Origin of the sequence: Tatumella citrea (genome assembly GCF_002163585.1) — a bacterium.
GTDB lineage: Bacteria > Pseudomonadota > Gammaproteobacteria > Enterobacterales > Enterobacteriaceae > Tatumella > Tatumella citrea.
Window position 1 is genome coordinate 3,522,749 of record NZ_CP015579.1, and the last position, 23,349, is coordinate 3,546,097.

A 23,349-nucleotide genomic window follows, 5' to 3' on the forward strand; every position below is an offset into this window, starting at 1 on the left:
CATGTTACAGATTGCCGAATTACATCAGTATTATGGCGGCAGCCATATTTTGCGCGGCCTGTCGTTTGAAGTGCCTGTCGGTCAGGTGACCTGTTTGCTGGGTCGCAACGGGGTTGGTAAAACCACCCTGCTGCGTTGCCTGATGGGGCTGTTACCCGTGAAGTCAGGCACTATCCACTGGCAGCAACAGCTGCTTAATCAGCGTAAACCCCACCAGCGGGTCAATGCAGGCATTGCCTGGGTACCGCAAGGGCGTGAAATTTTTCCACGTCTGACGGTAGAAGAAAACCTGCTGTTGGGTATGTCACGCTTTTCAGCCCGCGAGGCACGTCACGTCCCGGAAGATATTTATCAGCTGTTCCCGGTACTAAAGGAGATGAAACATCGTCGTGGCGGGGATCTCTCCGGAGGCCAGCAGCAGCAACTGGCAATTGGCCGTGCGCTCGCCAGCCGCCCGCAATTACTCATCCTCGATGAACCGACAGAAGGTATTCAGCCTTCGGTGATTAAGGAAATTGGCCAGGTTATTAAAATGCTGGCTCAGCGTGGTGATATGGGGATTTTACTGGTTGAGCAGTTCTATGACTTTGCCGCTGAACTGGCGGATCAGTATCTGGTGATGTCCAGAGGCGAGATTATTCAACAAGGCTCTGGCGCAGATATGGAAAAGGATGGAGTCAGAAAACTGGTGGCAATTTAGTACCAGGACTGGCGGTTGTGCTTCAACAGCCGCTGGTCTGTTATCTGGCCATTCACGATGGCCCGTCTGAATTCCGTACTGCGTTATTCGTGCGGTAATTGTTACTCCTTCTGGCTTTGCTCCACGACTCATTGCCGCTGTTAAAAACAGAGAGTGAGGGTAACTAAATTTCATGATGGCGGAAAACTTTAACCATCATGAATTTTATCTCATCACCCGGTGATAACAACAGACGGGATTAATGTGCGCTGATAACTTTTGCCGGCGACAGTACAATTACCGATGTCACACTTGAATCGCCCATTCCCATTCTGACAACACCTTTTAAAGTCACCCGCTGGCCAACACTGTATTTAGTCAGTTCGCTGTAATCGATAAAGGCATTGGCATTACATCCACCCAGGTTTGCGGTCGCTTCATATTTAGTTCTGAAACTCAACGTTGCCTGCTTAACAAATCCCGGGTCGCCATTAACTAATGGTCTCGATTCATTAATGTTAGTGATCACATCAGTAATTTGAACGGTCTTATTTTCCCAGCGTTCTTTTGCCCTGAAGGAGTTCTTACTAAAGTCACTGCATATTTGTGCCAACGTCGTGCTGGTTGCACTACCATTCAGTAAGGCATCATCATTACCTGATGTCCCTGATGTTGAAGAGCTTTTGCTGGTCAGTTTATTAACCTGCGCTGAGGCATCATTTAAAGTTTGTTGTAATTGCTGGCAGCCCGACAGCAATATAGCTGCACCAATGACGGGAAGGATATATTTTTTCATTTTATAGACAAACCCTTATAAATTTAACAGCGGTATTGAATGAAGAATTAACATCAGAAAGTTATCATGCAAGCCGAATGAATCTATATTATTATTAATGTATACTCAAGCCGTTCCCACCTTCCCCTTTCAGCCTACACCATTTAAGATAATGATACTGTTTGCATTTCATTTAAAGCATTATCCTGATCAGGATATTATCTTTCGGGAACTCGGCTGGAAAAATTAGAAATTCTGTTGGATTAGTCTAATCCGGGGCTATGCCTCAGGTAGAAATATCGACTGTTCTTCCTTATCGAAATACAAACCGGCACACCAGTCTCAATAGCCGAAAATATGGGTCTTCGTAGACAGACCGTCAGTCGGTGTAACACCGGTTATTCGCCAGGTTCAGCCCTGAACAATATTGTCAGTAATCACCGGTTATCTGGTCAGTAGCAGAGTTTGTTTCGACGAAATGGCAAAGTATTGCCCTAAACTTTCCGGATAAAGTCGTGTTACTCCCCCTCCGGCACTGATAACTGTTCGTGCAAATCACCTGATCATCCGGCATGACTTTAACTTACAAGTAAGTATACTGGTCTACCTACTAACTTTCAGGATCTCTCTATGACTGTCGTTCAGGATCAAAAATCCACGGCCTATGACAAACTACTGATGGCTGCCAGAGTGCTGTTTTATAACTACGGCATTGCTGCCACTGGTATCGATGCGGTAGTGAAACGGGCCGGTGTGGCTAAAAAAAGTTTGTATAACAATTTCAGTTCCAAAGACGCACTGATTGAGGCCTATCTGACAGCTCGTCATCAGGAATGGCTGGATCTCTATCAGCGCCGTTCTGCAACCGCAACCACTCCTCAGCAAGGCATCATGGCCGTATTTAACGCCTATACCGATCACGCTGAATTTGAATACGAATATGCTTTTCGTGGCTGCGGGCTGCTGAATGCCGCCGCAGAACTGCCTACCGGAGCTCCTGGCCGTAAAGCTATTTGTCAGCACAAACAACAGGTGGAAGATATTCTGAAACAGCACATTAGTCAGTTGACGAAAGACCAGACGCGCTGTGATTTACTGGCCCGACATTTATCATTTCTGCTGGAAGGAAGCATTACACGGGCCGGTCTGGAAGGTAACAGTGACTGCATAAGCCAGGCCTCCGCCATGGCACAAAGCCTGCTGGAGACCCTATGACCTCACAGACTTCTCGCCCGCAGGCAGGAATAGCCGCCGTGCTGGCCGCCTCTGTTCTCTGGGGAACGACGGGGACTGCCGCGACTTTCGCTTCAGGCGTCAGCCCATTGGCGATTGGAGCGGTGGCTATGGGGGGTGGCGGAATATTACAGGCTTTGCTGGCCCTGCCAAAAATGCTCTCCGGTCGCCGGCAGATTGCAGCTAACTGGCTGAATTTACTTATTGGCGCACTGGCGGTCGCCGTTTATCCGCTGGCGTTTTATGCCTCGATGCATTATGCCGGAGTGGCGGCAGGTACTGTGATTTCTATTGGTTCTGCCCCGCTGTTATCCGCGTTGATCGAATACTATTTTGACGGACATCCACTTAGCCGCCAGTGGATCTGTGGTGCATCGATCGGAGTGGCCGGGATGATTCTGCTGTGTATTGCCGAAGACCGGGCTGCTACTTCCGGAGACAGCCTGCAAACACTAAGTGGTATTTTGCTGGGACTGGTGGCTGGCTTCACTTATGCTCTTTATTCATGGTCAGCACGACGCATGATGCACAACAGCGTCAATGCCACGGCCGCCATGGGTTCCACTTTCGGAGCCGGTGGGATACTGCTGATTCCTGTATTACTGTTGACCGGCGCACCACTGCTGGCCTCCACTACCAATATCGCCGTCGCTCTTTATATGGCACTGGTGCCAATGTTTATCGGTTATCTGTGCTACGGAATCGGCCTGGCACGCATCAAAGCCAGTACCGCTACCACGTTGTCATTAACAGAGCCGGTAGTCGCGGCCTTGCTGGCGGTGACTCTGGTGGGAGAACGCCTGCCGGCTTCCGGCTGGGCCGGTATCGGGCTTATCATCCTGTGTCTGGTCATTATTACCCTGCCGGCGCGATTGTTCCGTCTGCGTCGTCGTGTTACCGCATGATCTTTGCCGCATCCTGGAAAACTACCTTGTTTTCCGGGATGACATCCGCTGTCGCTCTCTGTGATTATGCCCGGAAACAGGCTACACTCCACAGCTGAATTATCATGATCAATATGTATTAAAAGAGGCTCATTCTCGTGGCTCAATTCGTTTACAGCATGCATCGCGTGGGCAAAGTTGTCCCGCCAAAGCGGCATATCCTGAAGAACATCTCCCTGAGTTTTTTCCCCGGGGCCAAAATCGGGGTTCTGGGACTTAACGGTGCCGGTAAATCCACCCTGTTGCGCATTATGGCCGGTATTGATACCGACATTGAGGGTGAAGCACGTCCTCAGCCTGGCCTGAAAATTGGCTACCTGCCACAGGAACCAAAACTTAATCCTGAACACACTGTCCGTGAATCCGTTGAAGAAGCCATGGCAGAAGTGGTTGGCGCGCTGAAGCGTCTGGATGAAGTTTATGCACTGTACGCCGATCCCGATGCAGACTTTGATAAGCTGGCTGCAGAACAGGGACGTCTGGAAGAAATCATCCAGGCACATGACGGCCACAACATTAACACTCAGTTTGAACGTGCAGCCGATGCTCTGCGCCTGCCAGACTGGGATGCAAAAATTGCCAATCTCTCCGGGGGGGAACGTCGTCGTGTCGCCCTGTGTCGTCTGCTGTTAGAAAAACCTGACATGCTGCTGCTCGACGAACCTACCAACCACCTGGATGCTGAGTCTGTCGCCTGGCTGGAACGTTTCCTGCACGACTTCGAAGGAACGGTAGTGGCGATTACCCACGACCGTTACTTCCTGGATAATGTGGCCGGCTGGATTCTGGAACTGGACCGTGGTGAAGGTATTCCGTGGGAAGGTAACTACTCCTCCTGGCTGGAGCAGAAAGATCAGCGGCTGGCTCAGGAAGCGTCCTCAGAAGCAGCTCGTCGCAAATCGATTGAAAAAGAGCTGGAATGGGTACGTCAGGGGGCTAAAGGCCGTCAGTCTAAAGGTAAAGCCCGTCTGGCACGCTTTGAAGAGCTGAACAGCGTTGAGTACCAGAAACGTAACGAAACCAGTGAGCTGTTTATCCCACCTGGCGCACGTCTCGGGGATAAAGTGGTTGAGGTGAATAACCTGACCAAGAGCTACGGTGATCGTCTGCTGATTGATGACCTGAGCTTCTCAGTACCGAAAGGGGCCATCGTCGGAATTATCGGGGCGAACGGTGCCGGTAAATCGACCCTGTTCCGTATGCTATCCGGGCAGGAACAGCCAGATTCAGGCAGCATTGAACTGGGTGAAACCGTGAAACTGGCGTCAGTTGATCAGTTCCGTGATGCGATGGACAACAGCAAAACGGTCTGGGAAGAAGTGTCCGGCGGTCAGGACATCATGAAAATTGGTAACTTTGAAATGCCGAGCCGCGCTTATGTGGGTCGTTTCAACTTCAAAGGGACTGACCAGGGCAAACGTGTTGGTGAGCTGTCTGGTGGTGAGCGTGGCCGTCTGCACCTGGCCAAACTGCTGCAGGTTGGCGGCAACCTGTTACTGCTCGATGAACCTACCAACGACCTGGACGTGGAAACCCTGCGGGCCCTGGAAAACGCCCTGCTGGAGTTCCCGGGCTGTGCCATGGTTATCTCGCATGACCGCTGGTTCCTTGACCGCATCGCTACCCATATCCTTGATTACCAGGATGAAGGGAATATCGCCTTCTTCGAAGGTAACTTCACCGAATATGAAGAGTACAAGAAACGGACTCTGGGTGCTGAAGCACTGGAACCAAAACGTATCAAGTACAAGCGTATGACCAAGTAGTATTGAGCTTACCGGGCCCGGCGGCCCGGTAACTTTTCGGGTGTTATCCTAACGCTGACGTTCCGGTGGCAACTGATCAGCCGGATGTTCCAGCATATGTTTCACCAGTTCAATACAACGCAGGAAGCGGGAATCATAGTCATCTTCCTCAACCCGCACATAGCGAATATTGTTCTGCTCCAGCATCCCCAGCAGCATCGTCTGAAACTCCCGCCGGTCAACCGAACTGCCCAGACTACGCAAGCCATCTGCCACCCAGGGCACATTATTCTCCAGCACTATCACCAGATCAAAACGGTATTCATCAATTAGCGCCTGGACAAACGGGTGCTGGCGCCCTTCGTATTTCAGGCAAAAAGCCTGAGTCGTCACGAAATCAGTATCAATAAAGGCGACTTTATTGGCATATTTCACCGCAAAATCAATATACTGTGCCTGACCCAGTGCAATTTTATCGTAATCTGAATACTGCAATGCAATCTCATCGCCGCCCAGATGAGAAAACACATAATCACGCCCATATTCCCACGCACTGGTGGTGTTGAAAATGTTCGCCAGCTTATTCACCAGGGTAGATTTGCCACTGGATTCTCCGCCAAGTAACGCGACCTTACGGACGAAGAACGGCTTCACTTCAGTCGGAATATAGTCCCAGTAACGAAACGGATCCTGACGGATCTGCTTGCCACTGATATTCATAAATGAACGATCAGGATCGACCAGTACCGCCTGAATCGACAGATGTTTTTCGAACATCGGCGCGTCGGCAGCCTCGCTGGTGTACACCTTATCAGGAACAATTCCTTGCGCGGCGAGGAACTGTTTCATACCGTGACTCCAGACATCCCAACCGTGCGGATATGGCTCCATTCCTTCTTCATTGAAAGAGTGGATGCGAATATTTTTCTGGTATTTAAAGGTCTGCAATAACCAGCGCAAACGGTCACTGGTGGTTGGCTGTTCAGACATTGAACTGCTTTCAAATAACAGGCGATCCCGTGGATCATCGTGCCCCATAATGATATGCAGTTCATCAACCTGGCTGCAGGCACGCTGTATCAGGTAGATATGACCGGTATGCAACGGATAGAATTTGCCAAACACCACTCCAACCGTTTTCTGACGGCGGGGAAATTCCAACCCAAGAAAGCGATGTAATGCTTCCAGTTTTCGGGCACTGGGGCTGTTTATTTTGGCGTTAATCAGCTGGCTCAGGTAGCCCTTAGTCATATCGCAGGCATCCGCTACCTGCTGTAGCGTGTATCCTTGCTGACGAATTGCCTTTTTCAGATAGTCATAAGTCGACATTCATTGCCTCTTGTCATCTGCCGGACAGCTGTCTGGCATCCACTTTGCTGCGCTGCCGGTAACCGGGTACTACAGGGGTGACAGAACCGGCACAAAAAAAGTGCCGGCCCGGGTATATCATGCCAGTTCTTCTAAAACATCCAGTGCATCGGACAGCTTTTTGACAGTATAAACCGTCATCCCTTCCGGGGGCTTTTTAGGAGCGTTGGCGGCTGGAACTATCGCGCGACGAAAACCGTGTTTCGCCGCCTCAGAAATACGCTCCTGACCGCTGGGTACCGGGCGAATTTCACCCGCCAGTCCCACTTCTCCAAAGATAACCAAATCCTGCGGCAACGGACGATCACGCAGGCTGGAAACCATTGCCAGCAATAATGCCAGATCGGCACTGGTTTCGGTGACTTTTACGCCACCGACAACATTAACGAATACGTCCTGATCCGCCATTTGCAATCCGCCATGACGATGCAAAACTGCCAGCAAAATGGCTAAACGATTTTGCTCCAGTCCGACGGCCACCCGGCGGGGATTACCCATCATTGAATGGTCGACCAGGGCCTGAATCTCCACCAGCAATGGCCGGGTACCTTCCCAAATCACCACCACAGAACTTCCGGAAGTGACCTCATCGCCCCGGGACAGAAAAATAGCGGAAGGGTTGCTGACTTCGCGCATTCCCTGCTCTGTCATAGCGAATACACCCAACTCGTTCACTGCACCAAAACGATTTTTGTGGCTGCGCAGGGTCCGAAAGCGTGAGTCTGCATCACCATCCAGCAATACCGAACAGTCAATACAGTGTTCAAGAACTTTAGGTCCGGCCAGCGAGCCGTCTTTAGTGACATGCCCGACCATCACTATCGCTACGTCATGCATTTTGGCAAATCGCGTCAGATAAGCCGCGGTTTCCCGGACCTGCGCCACGCTGCCAGGCGAAGACTGGATATCGGCCATATGCATTACCTGGATGGAATCAATAACCATCAGACGCGGTTTCTCTTCCGAGGCAATCTGGCAAATTTGTTCAATGCTGGTTTCAGACAGCATATTCAGATTATCTGTCGGCAGTCCCAAACGATGGGCACGCATCGCCACCTGCTGCAATGACTCTTCCCCGGTGACATACAGCGTTTTCATCTGCTCACCGAGTTTACACAACGTCTGCAACAGTAAGGTCGATTTCCCGGCTCCCGGATTTCCGCCGATCAGAATGGCGCTGCCTGGTACCACACCACCTCCCAGCACCCGGTCGAATTCTTTAAACCCGCTACTGAAACGAGGTAACGCTTCCAGGCTAATCTCTGAAAGTTTTTGTACTTTGGAGACTCCGGCACTGCCTGCATAACCAGACAATCGCTCGTTTCTGGCCGCCGTGGGAGTCGCAGCGATGCGCACCTCAGTGATACTGTTCCATGCCTGACAGGCACTGCATTGTCCCTGCCAGCGCGGATAGTCAGCTCCGCACTCATTACAAACGTATGCACGTTTTACCGCTTTGGCCAAAATGACTCCTCAGCTTATCGTTGTTCGTGGATCAAACCACCACTCAGAATACAGAGCACACCGATCAGGGATGCATTTCGAATGGTTACGCCGGCCTTTTCGTTCACCTTGGGTTTGGCATGATAAGCAATCCCCAATCCTGCGGCTTTCATCATGACCAGGTCATTGGCTCCGTCGCCAATTGCCACGGTCTGGTGCTTCGGAATGTCAAACCGGGTTGCCAGTTTTTCCAGAGTCACTGCTTTATATTTTGCATCAACAATGGTGCCCAGCACATTACCCGTCAGCCGGCCATCGTAAATTTCCAGCTCATTGGCCGCTACCGCCACCAGGTCCAGTTCATCACGTAAATAGTCGGCAAAAAAGGTAAAGCCTCCGGAAGCAATGGCCACTTTCCAGCCATGCGACTGTAGCTCAGCCACCATAGTACGCAGGCCCGGCATCAGCGGCAGCTCATCACGAACCTGTTTAAGGATTGATGCATCAGCGTCTTTCAGTGCAGCAACACGCTGGCGCAGGCTGGCTTCAAAATCCAGCTCACCACGCATGGCTCGCTCGGTAACTTCTGCAACCTGTTCACCACAGCCGGCCAGTTTGGCAATTTCATCAATGCACTCAATTTCGATTGCAGTCGAGTCCATATCCATCACCAGTAATCCGGGAGTTTTCAAGTGCGGTAACTCCCCCAGAGGTACGACATCCAGGCCGCACTCATGAGCCAGTTTACTGGCACGGGGTGTCAGAGAACCGGCCAGCCGGATCACCTGCATATCCTCGACAGACCAGCCACTGACGATTACCATGGCTGCACCCAGACGATGCTGATAGTCAGTCAGGCGCTGTTTATCCAGCCCCTGCCCGTAAAGTAACCAGCCGGTACTGCCGGCACGGTAATCCAGTGGCATTACTTCATCACCACTTAAAGATAAAGGCAGACCCGGCCATTGCGCGACATTCGCAGGCAGATCACACCAGGTAAGACGGTTTGGCATCAGAGCTCCTGTAGGGGGACAACAAAACCACGCAAGAGGCTACCCCGAGTGCAGCTATTCTGGCAACATAAACCATAAGTCATTACGATTATTCGCGTAGGAATGAGACACGCCGCCCATGGCACAACAGAAAATCAAGTTTACCCTGCACCGCTCAGTGATCATTCTGGCCTGCCTGGCATTGCTGGTACTGCTGATGCAGGGAGCGTCCTGGTTCAGCCTGAACAGCCAGAAAGTACAATCCACTCAGGTCCGACAACTGGCAGAAACTCTTTCCCGGCAGGTCGCATTTAGCCTGGTCCCGTTACTCAATGACAGTAATAACCAACAGGGAAAGATTGAAGCGATTTTAAATCAGCTGACCACCAACAGTCGGATACTCGATGCTTCAGTCTATGACACTAACGGCGCACTGGTTGCCCGTAGTGGCGAAAGCATCACGGTCAGGGATCGCCTGGGGCTTGACGGACAACGTGCCGGCAGCTATTTCAATCATCAGATTGTTCAGCCAGTACAGGGCAAAAACGGGCCGCTGGGCTTTTTGCGACTGACACTGGATACCCATGTACTGGCCACTGAATCCCGGCAAGTAGATAACACCACCAATATATTGCGACTGATGATGTTGCTGGCTCTGGCTATCGGCCTGGTACTGAGCCGTACGTTGTTGAGAAACCGGCGCAGTCACTGGCAGCAGTCCCCCTTCCTGCTGACGGCCAGCCAGCCAGTACCGGCGGAACCGGAAGACAACGACCAGCCATCGCCCGCCAGGAAGGCTCCGGCCAAATATTCCCGACCACCACGTAACCGTAAAAGACGCCGCTCTTCACGCTAGTCCTGCCAATACCTGCCAGTCTGTTCACAAATAGTGAACAGACCCCCGCTTTAAATGTTAATTTCGTGTAACAACAATTTCTGCCATGCTTACCTGCATATCGCTGCGGCTAATGCACTCTGACGGCAGTCTGGTCACCAGCCCCGCAACAATCGGCAAATATGGCGACCAGGTATTTCTATACTTAGTACCATCCGCCGCAGCCTGTAGCGGCTCTCGCTACTGGCTTAACCAGATTCATCACCGACGATGAGGAACCCGACAATGTCATTATCTGAGTTGATTAATAAGTACCAGATTAATATCGAAGCAGCCCGTAAGGCAGACGATTATGTGTTTAATCACACCATGATCCGCGTGAAAGACCTGCCGAAAGCCATCGATTTCTATAGCAAGGTTCTTGGATTTATTCCGGTGTATGAAGAACGTTTTGAAGAGGCTGCTTTTACCATCGTTTATCTGGTACGCCGTCCGTTGTCTGAGATCCCACAGGACGATCAGCAACTGAAACAATGGGCATTAAGTCAGCCCGGCGTGCTGGAACTGACCTGGAACCACGGCACAGAAAAAGAGGCTGATTTCCACTATCACAACGGAAATGCCCAGCCACAAGGATTTGGACATCTGTGTGTCAGCGTACCCGATGTCCGCCAGGCCTGTGAGCGCTTTGAACAGCTGTCGGTGCCTTTCCAGAAAAAGTTATCGGAGGGCCGCATGAACTACGTGGCTTTTATTAAGGATCCTGACGGCTACTGGATTGAGATTCTGCAACCTACCCCGTTGGATAACTAACTATCCGTTTACCGTGGTTATCGCTAACCTTTCACTGTACCGGAGAATTCTATGACCCAATATAATCACCTGCTCCCTGATTCACCTGCCCATTTTATTAACGGACACTGGGTGAAGTCAGCACAACACGATGAAGTTCTGAACCCGGCCACTGGCAAGGTTATTTGTCAGGTAGCTAAGGGCGATAAAGAAGTCGTCGACCAGGCCGTACGGGCAGCCATAAAAGCGCAGAAAGCATGGGCCAGCAAGCCACAGCCAGAGCGTGCGACTTTTCTGGAGGCCTGGATAGAACAGATTAAACAAAATTATGAAGCCCTGGCGACACTACTGACCACTGAGCAAGGTAAACCACTCAGTGAAGCCCGTGGTGAGGTTGATATGGCAATCACTATGCTGCGTTATGCCGCTAATTTTGCCTGGAAACGTCAGGGAGATGTACTGGCATCCTCGGCACCTCATCAACATTCCGTGACCCGTGAAGTGCCGTTAGGCGTTATCGGGGCAATCATCCCGTGGAATTACCCGCTGGCACTGTTCCTGCGTAAAGCAGCTCCGGCCCTGATTGCCGGAAACTCGATTGTGATTAAGCCAAGTGAAGTGACACCACTCAGTTCTCTGGCTCTGGCAACACTGAGCCAGCAGGCCGGAATTCCTGACGGTATTGTCAATGTGGTGTGTGGCGAAGGTCGCTCAGTTGGCGATGCCCTGGTTAAACATCCTGGCACAGCACTGATCACCATGACCGGCTCAACCCGTGCCGGTAAAGAGATCATGAAAAATGCCGCAGAGAAAGTGATTCCGGTATCACTTGAACTGGGCGGTAAAGCGCCATTCATTGTGATGGCGGATGCGGATATTGAGAAAGCTGCACGTGACGCACTGAATTCACGGATGGCAAACTGCGGACAGGTCTGTATCTGTAACGAAAGAACCTACGTTCAGCGGGCAGTGTACGATCAGTTTATCAAAGCTTTGCAGAAAGCCGCACAGGAGATTGTGGTGGGTGATCCGTTGCAGGAAGGCACTATTGTAGGCCCGAAAGTTTCAGCGGCAGAAAAACAGCATGTCGATGAGTTACTGGAAACCACCGTTAAACAGGGCGGAAAAATCCTCTGGCAGGCAAAACTGCCGCAGGACCCGGCTCTGGCAAAAGGCAACTGGGTCGCGCCGGCAATTGTTACCGACTTACCGGCTGATGCTCAAATCCTCACCGAAGAGGTGTTCGGCCCGATTCTGCCAGTGGTGGTATTTGACACTCAGGAAGAGGTCATCGACAAAGCCAATGCCGCAGAATATGGCCTGAGTTCTTATCTGTATACCCGTGACCTTTCAACTGCATTGCAGATTTCCGATCAGCTGGAATATGGTGAGGTTTATATTAATCGCTTCGGCCCCGAAGAGATCAATGGCTTCCATGCCGGATGGAAACTCTCCGGACTTGGCGGTGATGACGGCGAATATGGCTATCAGCTGTACATTAAACGCAAGACCATCTACATCGATTATCAGTAATCTGCTATGACCCGGGGCGCGTCCTGTGTCCCGGGTTACGCCAGAATGTGAGGCGTATATAGCCTGCTCTGAATAACAGGACTTTTTATGAATGTGTTACTGATCCTCTGTCTGCTGCTGGGAATTTTTGTCAGACGATTTATCACGTTTCCTGAACAGCTGATCCCCTCGGTTAACTGGTGGCTGATCAGTATTGCTTTGCCCTGCGTTATCCTGACCCTGATCCCGCATACCCGGTTCGATAGCTCCAGTCTGTTTCCTGTGCTAAGCATGTGGCTGGTGTTCCTCGGAGCCCTGATACTGGCGGTGCTGGCCCGCCGGGTTGCCGGCTGGTCGCGGGAAGTTTGCGGAGTCATCATTCTGGTCGCAGGTATCGGTAACACGTCGTTTATGGGGTATCCCATTATTTCTGGCTATTACGGGGCAGAAGGACTGAAAACGGCAGTGATTGCCGATCAGTTAGGCAGCTTTATTATCCTGTCCACTGTCGGAGTTATTGTTATGGCTCTCTGCTCAGGAAACCAGGTCAGTCTCAGGCAGGTCTCAAAACGGATTATCTCTTTTCCTCCCTTTGTGGCCCTGATCGCAAGTCTGTTGCTGAAACTGACCGATGGTCTGCCGGACATGCTGCAAACTCCGGTTGCCAGTATCGGAGCAACAATGACTCCGCTGGCGCTGTTTACGGTCGGATTACAGATCCGGCTGCGTCCGCCACGTCGGTTATTTGCTCCGTTGCTGGCAGGGACGATATGGAAGCTACTGGCAGCCCCGGCACTGGTATTGCTGACCTCACTGCTGTTCCCTGTCAGCGCTGAAGTCAGAAATATTTCAGTACTACAGGCCGGTATGGCACCGATGATAGCAGCCGCGATTATGGCCCAACGGGCGGGGCTGAAACCGGAGCTGGCCACTGCATTACAGAGTTACGGTATTTTATTCTCCTTTGCCACCATTGTGGGTTGGCATGGAGTGTTTTGACCGTAGAGTACGGTTAACGGAGTCAGTATGTTATTAAAATTACATCAGTTAGGTTTCTTTTGTGCCCTGGTAGAAGAAGGCAGTGTCGCTGCGGCTGCAGATAAAATGTGTTGTGTCCCGTCGAACATCAGCACACGTATTAAGGAGTTGGAGAGCAGTCTCGGGGTCGCGCTGGTAAACCGCGATAAACAACGCCTGACTCTGACGCCGGAAGGACGCGCTTTTTATCCTAAAGCTCAGAGGTTACTTGAGCAGAGCCAGCAATGCCTGACCTTCTTTCAGCATTCACTGTTGCAGGGCCAGCTACAGATAGGGGTTCTGGATGTGGCCCTGAAAGGCCCGCTACAACAGGCGGTTGTGGAATTTATGCACCAAAATCCGCAGGTACAAATCAATATCTGCTGTCACTCGTCCCTGACACTGATGGAGAAGTTGTTACAGGGCGAGCTGGATATGATTCTGGTCGATGGCCCGATAGAACATCCGGCGCTGAAAGCAGAATTTTTTGCACCGGAAAGGCTGTCGCTGGTCACTCACCTGGCCGATCGTCAGCAGTTTCGTGACCATGCCTCTGGTCTGACTCTGTTCAGTTTCGGGGAAAAATGTTTCTACCATCTGTTGGTCCGCCAGTGGCTGAGCCAGCAGAACCTGCGTTATGCACGCCAGTCGGATATCGAGTCTTACGATCTGATACTAAGTGCCGTTCACCGGCGGCTGGGATTTACTGTGATGCCGCAGACCTTTATCGACAATAATCCGCTACTGTCAGGTCTGCACCTGTTTCCGCTGGATAACATTCCATCCTGCGATATCTATCTGGTGAGTCAGTCCGTAGAACAGTCAGCGCTGGCAGAAGCCTTTTACCGGCATGTCACTGGCCATCGGGTAGCAAAACAGCCGGCCGTTAACTAACGGCTGGCTGCCACTCTCCGTTCTCAGGATTCTGCGGACAATAAAGCCTGTAATTCCGCCAGATTTTTGATTTGCCAGTCAGGACGTATTGTCCCGGGCAGAGTCCGGGTACCATGATCCAGCCAGCAGGTCTTCATTCCGGCATTAATACCTCCCAGAATATCTGACTCCGGGGTATCTCCCACCATCAACACTCTGCCAGGCTGAGGATTGTCGAGTTGTTGCAGGGTATAGTCAAAAATAGCCCGGTCCGGTTTGGCAATGCCCAGTTGCTCAGAGATCACCAGGGCATCGAAGTAATCACTGAAACCGGTACGTTGCAGTCGGATCTGCTGTAAACGGGTAAAACCATTCGTAATGATAGCCAGCCTGACTTTACCCCGCAGGCTGTTAAGCAGTGCTTCCGCACCTGGCAATGGCTGACAGATATCGGCCATTGCCGCTAAATACTGGTCATTCAGCTGTTCAGCCGGCACATCCAGCCGGGCTGACCAGTGCATAAAACGCCTGACCTGTAACTGAGTGGCATTGATTTTTCCGTCCTGATATTCCACCCACAACGGCTTATTCACTGCCTGATAATCGGCGTAATCCTGTTCGGTGAAAGTTACCTGATAAGCCTGCAGCATTTGCTGCAGGCCGCGGAATGAATCAAAAGTAAACAGTGTTTCGTCTGCATCAAAAATAATGCAGTCCAGTCTATCCAGCATGGGGGTCTCCGCCATTAAATCTGATTACAGCACCAGAGCCATGATGAGTGCATCCTCACGGCCTGCAGGGGTGGGGTAATAACGGGGTCTGCGAGAGACCTGATTAAAACCAAGTTGTTCATAAAGCGCAATTGCCGGCAGATTAGACTCTCTCACTTCCAGCCACAGTGTCAGTACACCGCGGGCAATTAACTCTTCTAACAGGGCCTCGAGTAAACGGCGGGCGAAACCACGTCGCTGAAAATCCGGGTCAATCGCAATATTAAATAATGAGGCTTCATCCAGCACTATCTGGGTAATCGCAAAACCGGCCATTTTGCCGTCAGCATCAATCCGGTAATTCAGAAAACGCTCACCCTGATTTCCGGCGAAGGTTTCTGCTGACCAGGGGAAAGCATGGCAACGCTGCTCAATGGCCAGCGCCTGTGCCTGATCTTCAGGCGCGAGAGAAGAAATGACTGTCATAAGTTGTTATTTGTTGCCACAAGGTGCGCTTTGCCGCGCTGCTGTTAATAAGCTCCGCAAGCGGAGGCGAAACCAACTGTACCGTCGAATATTGCTTATCGGCCGGAATGCCCAGCAGCCAGACCGGACAACTCAGAGGTTCCGGCAGCATGGCGAGCTGGCGGGCCGTCAATAGCCGGGACTGATGCTCCTCAAGTCCTAAGCTGCGCAGCACATCCTGCAGGAAGCTCTGCGGGGATGGCAAATTGTCGGCCGCAACGATCACCAGCCGGGTATCCGGATGCAGCCTGACTGCAACCTCCCCCTGTAACACACGGGGATGATGAAGCCGGTATTGCGTGATACCCATCTGCTGTAACAACCAGTCGCGCCTGCTTGCCATGAATTAAGTCCGTCAGTAAGAAGATTGCGTGCCTATGCTAGCAAACCCATCGTACATGCGCCAACAAACCACTATAATCATCGGGCTTAAGAATAAGGAGCCAATATGTCCGCGTATACACCGGCCAGTGAAGTCATACTGCGCCACAGTGAAGAGTTCGAAACCCGTCATGTTTTATTTGCCGGGGACCTGCAGGATGATTTGCCGGCACAGCTGGCCACCGCGTCCCGCAAAGTTCATACCCAGCAATATCACCATTGGCAGAATCTCAGCCAGCGGATGGGTGACGATGCCAGTTTCAGTCTGGTGGCTGATGCCGAAATGGTCAGCGGCTGTGACACCCTGGTGTATTATTGGCCCAAAAACAAACCGGAAGCTCAGTTCCAGTTGCAGAACCTGCTGTCGCTGATGCCCGTGGGTAGCGATATTTTTGTCGTTGGAGAGAACCGTAGCGGTGTTCGCAGTGCAGAAACAATACTGGCACCCTTTGCAACACTCGAAAAAATTGACAGTGCCAGACGTTGCGGGCTGTACCACGGCCGTCTTGATAAGCAGCCGGAATTCAGTGCCGACAGTTTTGCAAATCACTATCAGAGTGACGGGCTTACAATTCATACCCTGCCGGGTGTATTCAGTCGCGACGGACTGGACATTGGCAGTGCCTTACTCCTCTCTACCCTTACCCCGCATACTAAAGGGAAAGTACTGGATGTGGGCTGTGGCGCTGGTGTGCTGTCTGTAACACTGGCCAGACATTCGCCGAAAGTGCGCCTGTGGTTAACCGACGTCAATGCGGCGGCCCTGGCAGCCAGTCAGGCTACCCTGGCGGCGAATCAGATTGAAGGTGAAGTATTTGCCAGCAATGTGTTTTCTGACGTCACCGGCCGGTTTGATATGATAATCTCCAATCCGCCATTTCATGAAGGGCTGCAAACCAGTCTGGACGCCGCAACAGCACTGATTCGCGGTGCAGCGAAACATCTGAACACAGGTGGTGAACTGCGGATTGTCGCTAATGCCTTTTTACCTTACCCGCAGGTACTGGACGAAACCTTCGGTAACCATGAAGTGCTGGCACAGACAGGTCGCTTCCGTGTCTACCGTAGCGTGTATGGTCGTGGCAGCCGTTCGAAATAACCTGCTGTTGCTAAGCGGCTGGCAGCGTTGCTGAATTTTACAGCAAATACACCCCCGTCAATGAAATATCAGTTGACGCGGGGTGGAAAACCTCTAAAATGCGCCTCCGTGGTGACAATACAGTAACGCTGTATTGACGGTATGCGAAGGTGGCGGAATTGGTAGACGCGCTAGCTTCAGGTGTTAGTGTCTTAACGGACGTGAGGGTTCAAGTCCCTCTCTTCGCACCAAGATACTGATATAAAATGACAACCACTGCGAAGGTGGCGGAATTGGTAGACGCGCTAGCTTCAGGTGTTAGTGTCTTAACGGACGTGAGGGTTCAAGTCCCTCTCTTCGCACCAGGATACTGATATAAAATGACAACCAATGCGAAGGTGGCGGAATTGGTAGACGCGCTAGCTTCAGGTGTTAGTGTCTTAACGGACGTGAGGGTTCAAGTCCCTCTCTTCGCACCACGTTGTCTCACATCCCTGGGCTATTACGCCTGCATTCAGAAAGTCATCCCTGACAATTTTCCCTGAAATTCTTCCGTAAATTCGTTGCTTCTTGTTCCCTGAATTCTTCCTGCCAGCCGCTTAGCTTAGCTGAAAATTAACCATCATTGCTGCCAGTCCTCCGGACAATACCAGGCAGGAAGGCAATAACAGATAGTGGCGCAGACGATGGTGGAACAGCATCACCAGTGTCATGAGTAACGCAATCAGCATGATGGTTCGCCACTGATCAAAACCGGGCTGCCACAATGCAAATAGTGGTAACGCGATACATGGCAGCAAAATTCCCCAGCCACTGTCCAGTCGTTTACCCATCACCCAACTGAACATCCATAACGACCCTGAAGCCAGCATTGCAACTTCCATCGATTACGCCTCGTGAATGATAATGATTTTCACTATCATATGATAATAGTTGTCATTTTCCAGCTTTTTTACGTTTGTGACACAAAAAAAAGTTTTTTTGGCAGCCAGACGGCTGAATTCAGGGGCCTGGCGTTTACAGCGCCTCCGGCTTGTGGCAATTTTTAAGGCTGAATAATTCCCGGAGATAAACATGAGTCTGCAGTCGGTACAGCAGTTTTTCGCTGAGCATGCCCCTGATATTGAAGTGATTGAAACCACAGAAAGTACCGCGACGGTCGATATGGCAGCACGGGTTCATGGTGTCACTCCCGGTCAGATAGCCAAGACCCTGTCTCTGAAAGTAAAGCAGGCAATTGTGCTGATTGTGATGCGCGGTGATGCGCGACTGGACAATAAGAAACTGAAAGATACTCTGGGTGCCAAAGCACGAATGCTGAGTGTTGATGAGGTGATTAATGCTACCGGCCATCCGGTAGGAGGCGTCTGCCCTTTCGGGCTGGAAAATCCGTTAACAGTATACTGCGATGTCTCTTTGCAGGCGTTTGATGAAGTACTGCCTGCCGCAGGAGCCACTCACAGTGCGGTCAGAATTTCCCCGCAACGCATGGCAGAACTGACAAACGCCAGCTGGGTTGACGTTTGCCAGTGAGTAGCTGGCGGTGATTTCCACCGCCGGTATCAATCCTGACCTGAAATCCGGATACCCCGGGTTTCACGGCCAAAAGCAGTCAGCAGGCAAATAAGCACCGCCACTGTTCCTGCCACGATAGCCATACTCAGACCATAGTTACCGCCATGCGTTGCGGCAATTTTTGACTGCAACGTCGCGTTTACCGAGGCAATCAGATTCCCCAACTGATAAACGAAGCCAGGCAATACAGCACGGGCAGTAGAAGGAACCAGTTCGGTCAGCCAGGTTGGAATTACTCCCCAGGCACCCTGCACCATAAACTGCATTAAAAATGCGCCCAGACCAATCATCCAGGAACCGGAAGAGAAAGCCCATAACGGCAGAACCGGCAAAGCCAGGATCGATGCCAGCATAATAGCTTTCTTACGCCCGATTTTCTCAGACAGCAAACCGAAGCAAACACCACCCAGCATTGCCGCGATGTTATAGCAGATGGCAATAATACTGACGGTATGTGCATCAAACTGATGCTGGACTTTCAGAAAGGTTGGATAGAGATCCTGAGTACCATGGCTAAAGAAGTTAAAACAGGCCATCAGTATCACCAGGTAGCAGCACAGCTTGGCATTCTGCTTAATTACCGGCAACAAAGCATGGCTTTCTGCACGGGCTTTAGATGCCAGCCATACCGGCGATTCAGGAACTTTGAAATAGATAAAAGGCAGCAGCAGGATAGGCAGAGCACCCACCATAAACATTCCACGCCAGCCAATCAGGTTATACAGCAGACCGAAAATCACAGAAGCCAGCAGATAACCACACGGATATCCTGCCTGAAAAATCCCTGACATCAAACCACGGGAGCGGTCCGGAATAGTTTCCATTGCCAGTGAAGATGCAACGCCCCAAATTCCGCCCATTGCAATCCCATAGATCACACGGAAAGCCAGGAATGCGCCGAAGGTCGGAGACCAGGCAGATAACAGTTCAAATACCGAAAACATGACGATGTTGACCATCAGAATCGGGCGACGACCAAATTTTTCAGCCAGGCGGCCGAATATCAACGCACCGATAGGTCTGACTGCCAGAGTAAGCATGATAGCGAGTGAGACATCGGTAATGCTGTTATGGAAATACTGGGCCAGATCGCTCAGCACAAACACCAGAATAAAAAAATCAAACGCATCCAGAGTCCAGCTTATAAAGCTGGCAAAGGCGACATTACGCTGAGTTGACGTCCAGTTAAACATATTATTTATCCTTTTCAGCACATTACCTAAGGCTGTACCCGTTATCAGGAAGGCCAGGGTAACGCGGATAACAAGAGGGAAGAGGTGAGGTTATTTTTTTGTTAATACTCTTTTTTATAGCACTTCGGAACAGAAGCTAAAGGAGAGTATTTGTCAGAAATGTTAGTGAGATGTAAGTAAAAATGTCAGGGGTTTATCAAAGGAATAACGGTAACCGCCGAAAGAATCGGGTTTTAGCAACCGGCATCAGCGGAGTAAAGATTATCCTGCGTGTAAAAAACTTCAACAGATCTCAATTAGCCCGGAAATATCATCACAAGATACAGAATGTGTTTTATACTTATTCTTTGGAACAAAAAAACACATTAAGAAAAAAAATCAAATAGTTAGCTACAACGCTGATGTCTTCAGCCTGTGGCTGGCCAGTCAGTCAGAGACAGCATGCCATAGTGGCAACTTACCCTGCCTGGATGACATCTGTATGACAATTGCTGCGGTTATCGCACAGCAGCCTGCGTGTTCACCTCTCAGCCGGTGAACAACCGGGTAACAACGGTATTTCACGTTGCCTGGCCGGAAGAAAATCCCCCTTGCCTGCCGGATGGTTTTATTTCTGCAGAACACCGGGCGACACAGGGGCGGACCGGCCTGTCAGTAGCACGTTTTTATTCAGGAGAATCAGGTAGTGTCAGTCATTGTTTCATTCGGACTTTTTATTGCGTCAGTACTGCTTTATTCGCGTAAGGCCGGACGGCATCGTCTGTGGTTCACGCTTATGCTGCTGTTGCTGATGATTTTCCTGCTGCTTAACGCGGTGTTATTTGCCAGTAACTATTTTACCGGCAATGGCATCACTGATGCAGTGATCTATACCCTGACCAGCAGCCTGACCGGTGCCGGCACCGCCAAATACATCCTGCCGGCAGGGGCCCTGATCCTGCTGATTATCGCGTTGTTCTGCTTGCTGGGCTGGCTGCTGCATAAAAAAGACCACCAGCACCATTTAGGCTGGAGCCTGCTGGCCTGTGTTCTCGCTCTGCTGTCGATCAAAACCAGCCCGGCGTACTACCAGGTTAAAGAGATTATTACGTCCCATGCCGGTAAAGATGGTTCAGATTTTGATGACTATTTTAAAGTCCCTGCGGCAAAGATTGAAAAGCCTTCACTGAACCTGGTCTATATCTATGCGGAAAGCCTGGAACGGACCTATTTTGATCAACAAGCCTTCCCTGATCTGGCCCCGGAATTATCACAGCAGATGCACTCAGGCCTCGATTTTACCCGCACCGAACAGCTCCCGGGGACCGATTATACCATCGCGGGAATGGTTGCCTCGCAATGTGGTATCCCGCTGTTTGCGCCGTTTGAAGGCAATGCATCCTCTTCCCTCTCCAGCTTCTATCCGCAAAATATCTGCCTTGGGGATATACTGAAAAATTCTGGTTATCAGAACTGGTTTTTGCAGGGTGCAGACCTGCGTTTCGGTGGTAAAGACGTATTTCTGAAATCCCACGGGTTTGACCCGCAACATCTGGAAGGGTCAGAAGAACTGAAATCTCAGGTCGCCGATCCGGGTTACCGCAATAACTGGGGGTTTTATGATGATACGGTTCTGGACAAAGTCTTTGAAAAATACCAGCAACTGTCTGAGCAAAAACAACGCTTCGCATTATTTGCCCTGACCGTAGATACCCATCACCCGGACGGGTTTATCTCTGCTACCTGTCAGCGTAAAACCTACTCCTACGACGGGAAAAATAATCAGTCGTTTAGTGCTGTCTCCTGCTCACAGGAACATATTGCCCGGCTGATTTCGCGGATAAAAAGCTCACCATGGTTTAAAAATACTATCATCGTGGTGGGATCAGACCATCTGGCGATGAATAACACGGCCTATCGTTACCTGATTAAACATCCACGCCACGATAGCTTCTTTATTATCCGTGGTGATAAGCCGGAAGCCACTGAGATTAACCGTAAACGCAGTACAATGGATAACGGTGCTACCGTGCTGGATATTCTGGGGGGAGACAATTTTATTGGTCTGGGACGAAGCAGCCTGTCAGGAACCTCATTATCCGAAATATTCACTGACCTGCCGAAAAAGATCACCGCGTGGAAACCCGATATTATTCAGTTATGGAATTTCCCGCGCCGTATTGACCGGTTTACTGTCGATCAGCAAAAAAATACCCTGAGCTTCTCCGGATCCACGTTCCGCTTGCCGGTACTGATAAAAGTAGAAAGTGATAAAGTCGAACCGATTCCGGAAGGAGTCTATGCCGAAACATTAACCTCACGCCTGGCTAAATTCGCAGCCGGGGATAAATTTGTCTGGTTTGATAAATGTTATAAAGCTGGCCGGCTATGGGCGCCGAACCTTGCACTGTCTGATGCGCTTTGTTACACCACCGGTGAACCGGGAGGGAGACCAGTGGTGACGGAAATCGGCCACGGTAATTACCAGGGCAATGTGGCTTTTACCCCTGCAGTTATCTCAGAAGATACCTATCAGCATACTCTGCAACAGTTACAGATTGCAGATAACGATATCCGTTACCCGTCTGACAGTTACCTGTTTTATCTGCCAGGTGCTCCACAATCCGTAGCCAGTTACAGCGGCTTATCCCGTGCAGAGAACTGGGGACGTTGGTCGAATGCCAACCTGGCACCGGTTGTTACCATTAACTATACCCACCCGCTGCCGGAAGAGTTTACGCTGCAAATCTCCGCCAAAGGATATGGGCCGAATATTGGCAAGCCTGTCGTCGTCAGCGTCGGCGATGAGCAACATAGCTTTATTCCGACCGCCAGTATGGCTGATTATTCACTGCAATTTACTCGGCACGGCAACAGTCGTACGCTGGTAATTACTCCACCATCACCTGTTGAAAGTATGCTGGACAATATTATCGGGCAGGACCCACGAAAACTGGGCATTGGGTTGAAATCGCTACAGATTATCAGTGGAGATAGCAGGGATCAGCCAGAAAACACCCCGCAACAGGAATAACAGAAATACCTGCTGATAGCCGCGCGAGCGCGGCTATCAGCACTCCTGACCGGCAGTATTAACGATAGATAATATCGCCAGAGAAAATACGCAGTATTTTCCCATCTTCATCGCTAATCAGCACATAATCACCTCCGAAGTAAGTCCAGTGACTGCCGGCTGTTGGCGCAGGAATTTTTCTCAGTTGCCACTTAGATATGTTGTAAGTCTGAGTCCGGTACAGAGCAGGAATGATGTCGCCAATTTTGTAGTGGCGGAAATCACCAAACACTGAATTTTTTTCCAGTGGGTCAGCAAACTTAGTTTCCGGTGCCGCTGCCGGAGCCGGTGTCGCGACCTCAGGTGCAGGCTGATTTGCATCTGCCGCGGGTGCTTCAGTGGTCACAGGTGCCTCTGAGGCGTGCTTTGATGCCGAAGAACACCCGCTTAATAAACTCACTGACATCAGGATGACAGATGAGGCCAAAATTAACGGCTTACGCATAATTACTCCCTAACAAACGTTTCCCGTAACCCACAGTACAGGAGACAACAATTGTGCTGCGATTGCACACAGATTTATCAGCCGATAAGTAGAACAGTATTGGGGTACTTTTTCCCCTACTCATCTGTGACATAATATCTCAAACTATCAAAAATCATTTCTGAGCGGTGAAAAATACACCA

Annotated in this window: 22 protein-coding genes and 3 tRNA genes; 15 read left to right on the forward strand and 10 right to left on the reverse strand. The window is 50.7% G+C overall.

Translation table 11 applies throughout. The features are described 5' to 3' along the window. Position 1: 1 nt before the first annotated feature. The gene (urtE, locus tag A7K98_RS16705; RefSeq protein WP_087489576.1) at positions 2-700 is read left to right on the forward strand and encodes an urea ABC transporter ATP-binding subunit UrtE; all 699 of its coding nucleotides are present in this window, start codon (positions 2-4) and stop codon (positions 698-700) included. 238 nt (positions 701-938) lie between these two features. On the opposite strand, the gene A7K98_RS16710 is transcribed toward urtE, so the two are convergent. Further along, positions 939-1,475 (reverse strand): OB-fold protein, encoded by a 537-nt coding sequence (locus A7K98_RS16710; RefSeq protein ID WP_087489577.1) that lies wholly within the window; start codon positions 1,473-1,475, stop codon positions 939-941. A 609-nt stretch (positions 1,476-2,084) separates the two neighbouring features. Here A7K98_RS16710 and A7K98_RS16715 point away from each other — a divergent pair. From A7K98_RS16715 to ettA, 3 genes are all read left to right on the forward strand, one after another. Continuing rightward, complete coding sequence (locus A7K98_RS16715; protein ID WP_087489578.1) at positions 2,085-2,669, forward strand: TetR/AcrR family transcriptional regulator; 585 nt, start codon at positions 2,085-2,087, stop codon at positions 2,667-2,669. Then, positions 2,666-3,592, forward strand: a complete 927-nt coding sequence (locus A7K98_RS16720; protein WP_087489579.1) for a DMT family transporter — start codon at positions 2,666-2,668, stop codon at positions 3,590-3,592. The genes A7K98_RS16715 and A7K98_RS16720 overlap by 4 nt, the downstream gene beginning before the upstream one ends. A gap of 137 nt (positions 3,593-3,729) precedes the next feature. Next, positions 3,730-5,397: an energy-dependent translational throttle protein EttA gene (gene ettA, locus A7K98_RS16725; protein ID WP_087489580.1), complete on the forward strand. Its 1,668-nt coding sequence runs from the start codon at positions 3,730-3,732 to the stop codon at positions 5,395-5,397. 48 nt (positions 5,398-5,445) lie between these two features. Here the strand turns inward: ettA and nadR are convergent, their stop codons facing one another. The 3 genes from nadR to serB form a co-directional block, all read right to left on the reverse strand. Then, positions 5,446-6,705 carry a multifunctional transcriptional regulator/nicotinamide-nucleotide adenylyltransferase/ribosylnicotinamide kinase NadR gene (gene nadR, locus A7K98_RS16730; RefSeq protein ID WP_087489581.1) on the reverse strand — a complete coding sequence of 420 codons (1,260 nt, stop codon included), beginning with the start codon at positions 6,703-6,705 and terminating at the stop codon, positions 5,446-5,448. A gap of 117 nt (positions 6,706-6,822) precedes the next feature. After that, entirely contained in the window at positions 6,823-8,208 is a 1,386-nt protein-coding gene (radA, locus tag A7K98_RS16735; RefSeq protein WP_087489582.1) for a DNA repair protein RadA, read from the reverse strand. Between the two features lie 14 nt (positions 8,209-8,222). After that, positions 8,223-9,200 (reverse strand): phosphoserine phosphatase, encoded by a 978-nt coding sequence (serB, locus tag A7K98_RS16740; protein ID WP_087489583.1) that lies wholly within the window; start codon positions 9,198-9,200, stop codon positions 8,223-8,225. Between the two features lie 118 nt (positions 9,201-9,318). On the opposite strand from serB, the gene A7K98_RS16745 reads away from it, so the two are divergent. The 5 genes from A7K98_RS16745 to A7K98_RS16765 all read left to right on the forward strand — a co-directional run bounded on the left by A7K98_RS16745 (position 9,319) and on the right by A7K98_RS16765 (position 14,229). Next, positions 9,319-10,035 carry a YtjB family periplasmic protein gene (locus tag A7K98_RS16745; protein WP_087489584.1) on the forward strand — a complete coding sequence of 239 codons (717 nt, stop codon included), beginning with the start codon at positions 9,319-9,321 and terminating at the stop codon, positions 10,033-10,035. Between the two features lie 264 nt (positions 10,036-10,299). Further along, positions 10,300-10,827, forward strand: coding sequence for a lactoylglutathione lyase (gene gloA, locus A7K98_RS16750; protein ID WP_087489585.1), 528 nt, complete (start codon positions 10,300-10,302; stop codon positions 10,825-10,827). Between the two features lie 51 nt (positions 10,828-10,878). After that, positions 10,879-12,339 (forward strand): aldehyde dehydrogenase family protein, encoded by a 1,461-nt coding sequence (locus A7K98_RS16755; RefSeq protein WP_087489586.1) that lies wholly within the window; start codon positions 10,879-10,881, stop codon positions 12,337-12,339. Positions 12,340-12,426: 87 nt separating this feature from the next. Continuing rightward, positions 12,427-13,317, forward strand: coding sequence for an AEC family transporter (locus A7K98_RS16760; protein ID WP_087489587.1), 891 nt, complete (start codon positions 12,427-12,429; stop codon positions 13,315-13,317). A 27-nt stretch (positions 13,318-13,344) separates the two neighbouring features. Then, complete coding sequence (locus A7K98_RS16765; protein ID WP_087489588.1) at positions 13,345-14,229, forward strand: LysR family transcriptional regulator; 885 nt, start codon at positions 13,345-13,347, stop codon at positions 14,227-14,229. 23 nt (positions 14,230-14,252) lie between these two features. On the opposite strand, the gene yjjG is transcribed toward A7K98_RS16765, so the two are convergent. Genes yjjG through A7K98_RS16780 form a run of 3 tightly spaced genes read right to left on the reverse strand, consistent with a single transcriptional unit; the run spans position 14,253 to position 15,786 of the window. Next, on the reverse strand, positions 14,253-14,939 hold the full coding sequence (gene yjjG / locus A7K98_RS16770; protein WP_087489589.1) for a pyrimidine 5'-nucleotidase: 687 nt from the start codon (positions 14,937-14,939) through the stop codon (positions 14,253-14,255). 24 nt (positions 14,940-14,963) lie between these two features. Further along, positions 14,964-15,404: a ribosomal protein S18-alanine N-acetyltransferase gene (rimI, locus tag A7K98_RS16775; RefSeq protein WP_087489590.1), complete on the reverse strand. Its 441-nt coding sequence runs from the start codon at positions 15,402-15,404 to the stop codon at positions 14,964-14,966. Beyond that, complete coding sequence (locus A7K98_RS16780) at positions 15,376-15,786, reverse strand: DNA polymerase III subunit psi (protein WP_087489591.1); 411 nt, start codon at positions 15,784-15,786, stop codon at positions 15,376-15,378. The genes rimI and A7K98_RS16780 overlap by 29 nt, the downstream gene beginning before the upstream one ends. Before the next feature lie 105 nt (positions 15,787-15,891). Here A7K98_RS16780 and rsmC point away from each other — a divergent pair, with 105 nt between their 5' ends. The 4 genes from rsmC (at position 15,892) to A7K98_RS16800 (ending at position 17,381) form a co-directional block, all read left to right on the forward strand. Then, positions 15,892-16,923: a 16S rRNA (guanine(1207)-N(2))-methyltransferase RsmC gene (gene rsmC / locus A7K98_RS16785; protein ID WP_087489592.1), complete on the forward strand. Its 1,032-nt coding sequence runs from the start codon at positions 15,892-15,894 to the stop codon at positions 16,921-16,923. A gap of 143 nt (positions 16,924-17,066) precedes the next feature. Beyond that, positions 17,067-17,153, forward strand: a tRNA-Leu gene (locus tag A7K98_RS16790). A 27-nt stretch (positions 17,154-17,180) separates the two neighbouring features. Then, positions 17,181-17,267, forward strand: a tRNA-Leu gene (locus tag A7K98_RS16795). Between the two features lie 27 nt (positions 17,268-17,294). Then, a tRNA-Leu gene (locus A7K98_RS16800) sits at positions 17,295-17,381 on the forward strand. A gap of 120 nt (positions 17,382-17,501) precedes the next feature. Here A7K98_RS16800 and A7K98_RS16805 read toward each other — a convergent pair. Next, positions 17,502-17,786: a DUF1435 domain-containing protein gene (locus A7K98_RS16805; protein ID WP_087489593.1), complete on the reverse strand. Its 285-nt coding sequence runs from the start codon at positions 17,784-17,786 to the stop codon at positions 17,502-17,504. A 190-nt stretch (positions 17,787-17,976) separates the two neighbouring features. On the opposite strand from A7K98_RS16805, the gene A7K98_RS16815 reads away from it, so the two are divergent. Further along, the gene (locus A7K98_RS16815) at positions 17,977-18,435 is read left to right on the forward strand and encodes a YbaK/EbsC family protein (protein WP_038023247.1); all 459 of its coding nucleotides are present in this window, start codon (positions 17,977-17,979) and stop codon (positions 18,433-18,435) included. 29 nt (positions 18,436-18,464) lie between these two features. On the opposite strand, the gene A7K98_RS16820 is transcribed toward A7K98_RS16815, so the two are convergent. After that, positions 18,465-19,670: an MFS transporter gene (locus A7K98_RS16820; protein WP_087489595.1), complete on the reverse strand. Its 1,206-nt coding sequence runs from the start codon at positions 19,668-19,670 to the stop codon at positions 18,465-18,467. A gap of 685 nt (positions 19,671-20,355) precedes the next feature. On the opposite strand from A7K98_RS16820, the gene opgB reads away from it, so the two are divergent. Then, on the forward strand, positions 20,356-22,683 hold the full coding sequence (gene opgB / locus A7K98_RS16825) for a phosphatidylglycerol--membrane-oligosaccharide glycerophosphotransferase (RefSeq protein WP_087489596.1): 2,328 nt from the start codon (positions 20,356-20,358) through the stop codon (positions 22,681-22,683). Positions 22,684-22,741: 58 nt separating this feature from the next. Here the strand turns inward: opgB and A7K98_RS21680 are convergent, their stop codons facing one another. Beyond that, the gene (locus A7K98_RS21680) at positions 22,742-23,167 is read right to left on the reverse strand and encodes an RcnB family protein (protein ID WP_269466928.1); all 426 of its coding nucleotides are present in this window, start codon (positions 23,165-23,167) and stop codon (positions 22,742-22,744) included. Between the last annotated feature and the right edge of the window lie 182 nt (positions 23,168-23,349).

Bases quoted from the DNA above. Each gene is read 5' to 3' on its own strand.
- urtE (WP_087489576.1), top strand. From the start codon at position 2: ATGTTACAGATTGCCGAATTACATCAGTATTATGGCGGCAGCCATATT.
- A7K98_RS16710 (WP_087489577.1), bottom strand. From the start codon at position 1,475: ATGAAAAAATATATCCTTCCCGTCATTGGTGCAGCTATATTGCTGTCG.
- A7K98_RS16715 (WP_087489578.1), top strand. From the start codon at position 2,085: ATGACTGTCGTTCAGGATCAAAAATCCACGGCCTATGACAAACTACTG.
- A7K98_RS16720 (WP_087489579.1), top strand. From the start codon at position 2,666: ATGACCTCACAGACTTCTCGCCCGCAGGCAGGAATAGCCGCCGTGCTG.
- nadR (WP_087489581.1), bottom strand. From the start codon at position 6,705: ATGTCGACTTATGACTATCTGAAAAAGGCAATTCGTCAGCAAGGATAC.
- serB (WP_087489583.1), bottom strand. From the start codon at position 9,200: ATGCCAAACCGTCTTACCTGGTGTGATCTGCCTGCGAATGTCGCGCAA.
- A7K98_RS16745 (WP_087489584.1), top strand. From the start codon at position 9,319: ATGGCACAACAGAAAATCAAGTTTACCCTGCACCGCTCAGTGATCATT.
- gloA (WP_087489585.1), top strand. From the start codon at position 10,300: ATGTCATTATCTGAGTTGATTAATAAGTACCAGATTAATATCGAAGCA.
- A7K98_RS16755 (WP_087489586.1), top strand. From the start codon at position 10,879: ATGACCCAATATAATCACCTGCTCCCTGATTCACCTGCCCATTTTATT.
- A7K98_RS16760 (WP_087489587.1), top strand. From the start codon at position 12,427: ATGAATGTGTTACTGATCCTCTGTCTGCTGCTGGGAATTTTTGTCAGA.
- A7K98_RS16765 (WP_087489588.1), top strand. From the start codon at position 13,345: ATGTTATTAAAATTACATCAGTTAGGTTTCTTTTGTGCCCTGGTAGAA.
- yjjG (WP_087489589.1), bottom strand. From the start codon at position 14,939: ATGCTGGATAGACTGGACTGCATTATTTTTGATGCAGACGAAACACTG.
- rimI (WP_087489590.1), bottom strand. From the start codon at position 15,404: ATGACAGTCATTTCTTCTCTCGCGCCTGAAGATCAGGCACAGGCGCTG.
- A7K98_RS16780 (WP_087489591.1), bottom strand. From the start codon at position 15,786: ATGGCAAGCAGGCGCGACTGGTTGTTACAGCAGATGGGTATCACGCAA.
- rsmC (WP_087489592.1), top strand. From the start codon at position 15,892: ATGTCCGCGTATACACCGGCCAGTGAAGTCATACTGCGCCACAGTGAA.
- A7K98_RS16805 (WP_087489593.1), bottom strand. From the start codon at position 17,786: ATGGAAGTTGCAATGCTGGCTTCAGGGTCGTTATGGATGTTCAGTTGG.
- A7K98_RS16815 (WP_038023247.1), top strand. From the start codon at position 17,977: ATGAGTCTGCAGTCGGTACAGCAGTTTTTCGCTGAGCATGCCCCTGAT.
- A7K98_RS16820 (WP_087489595.1), bottom strand. From the start codon at position 19,670: ATGTTTAACTGGACGTCAACTCAGCGTAATGTCGCCTTTGCCAGCTTT.
- A7K98_RS21680 (WP_269466928.1), bottom strand. From the start codon at position 23,167: ATGCGTAAGCCGTTAATTTTGGCCTCATCTGTCATCCTGATGTCAGTG.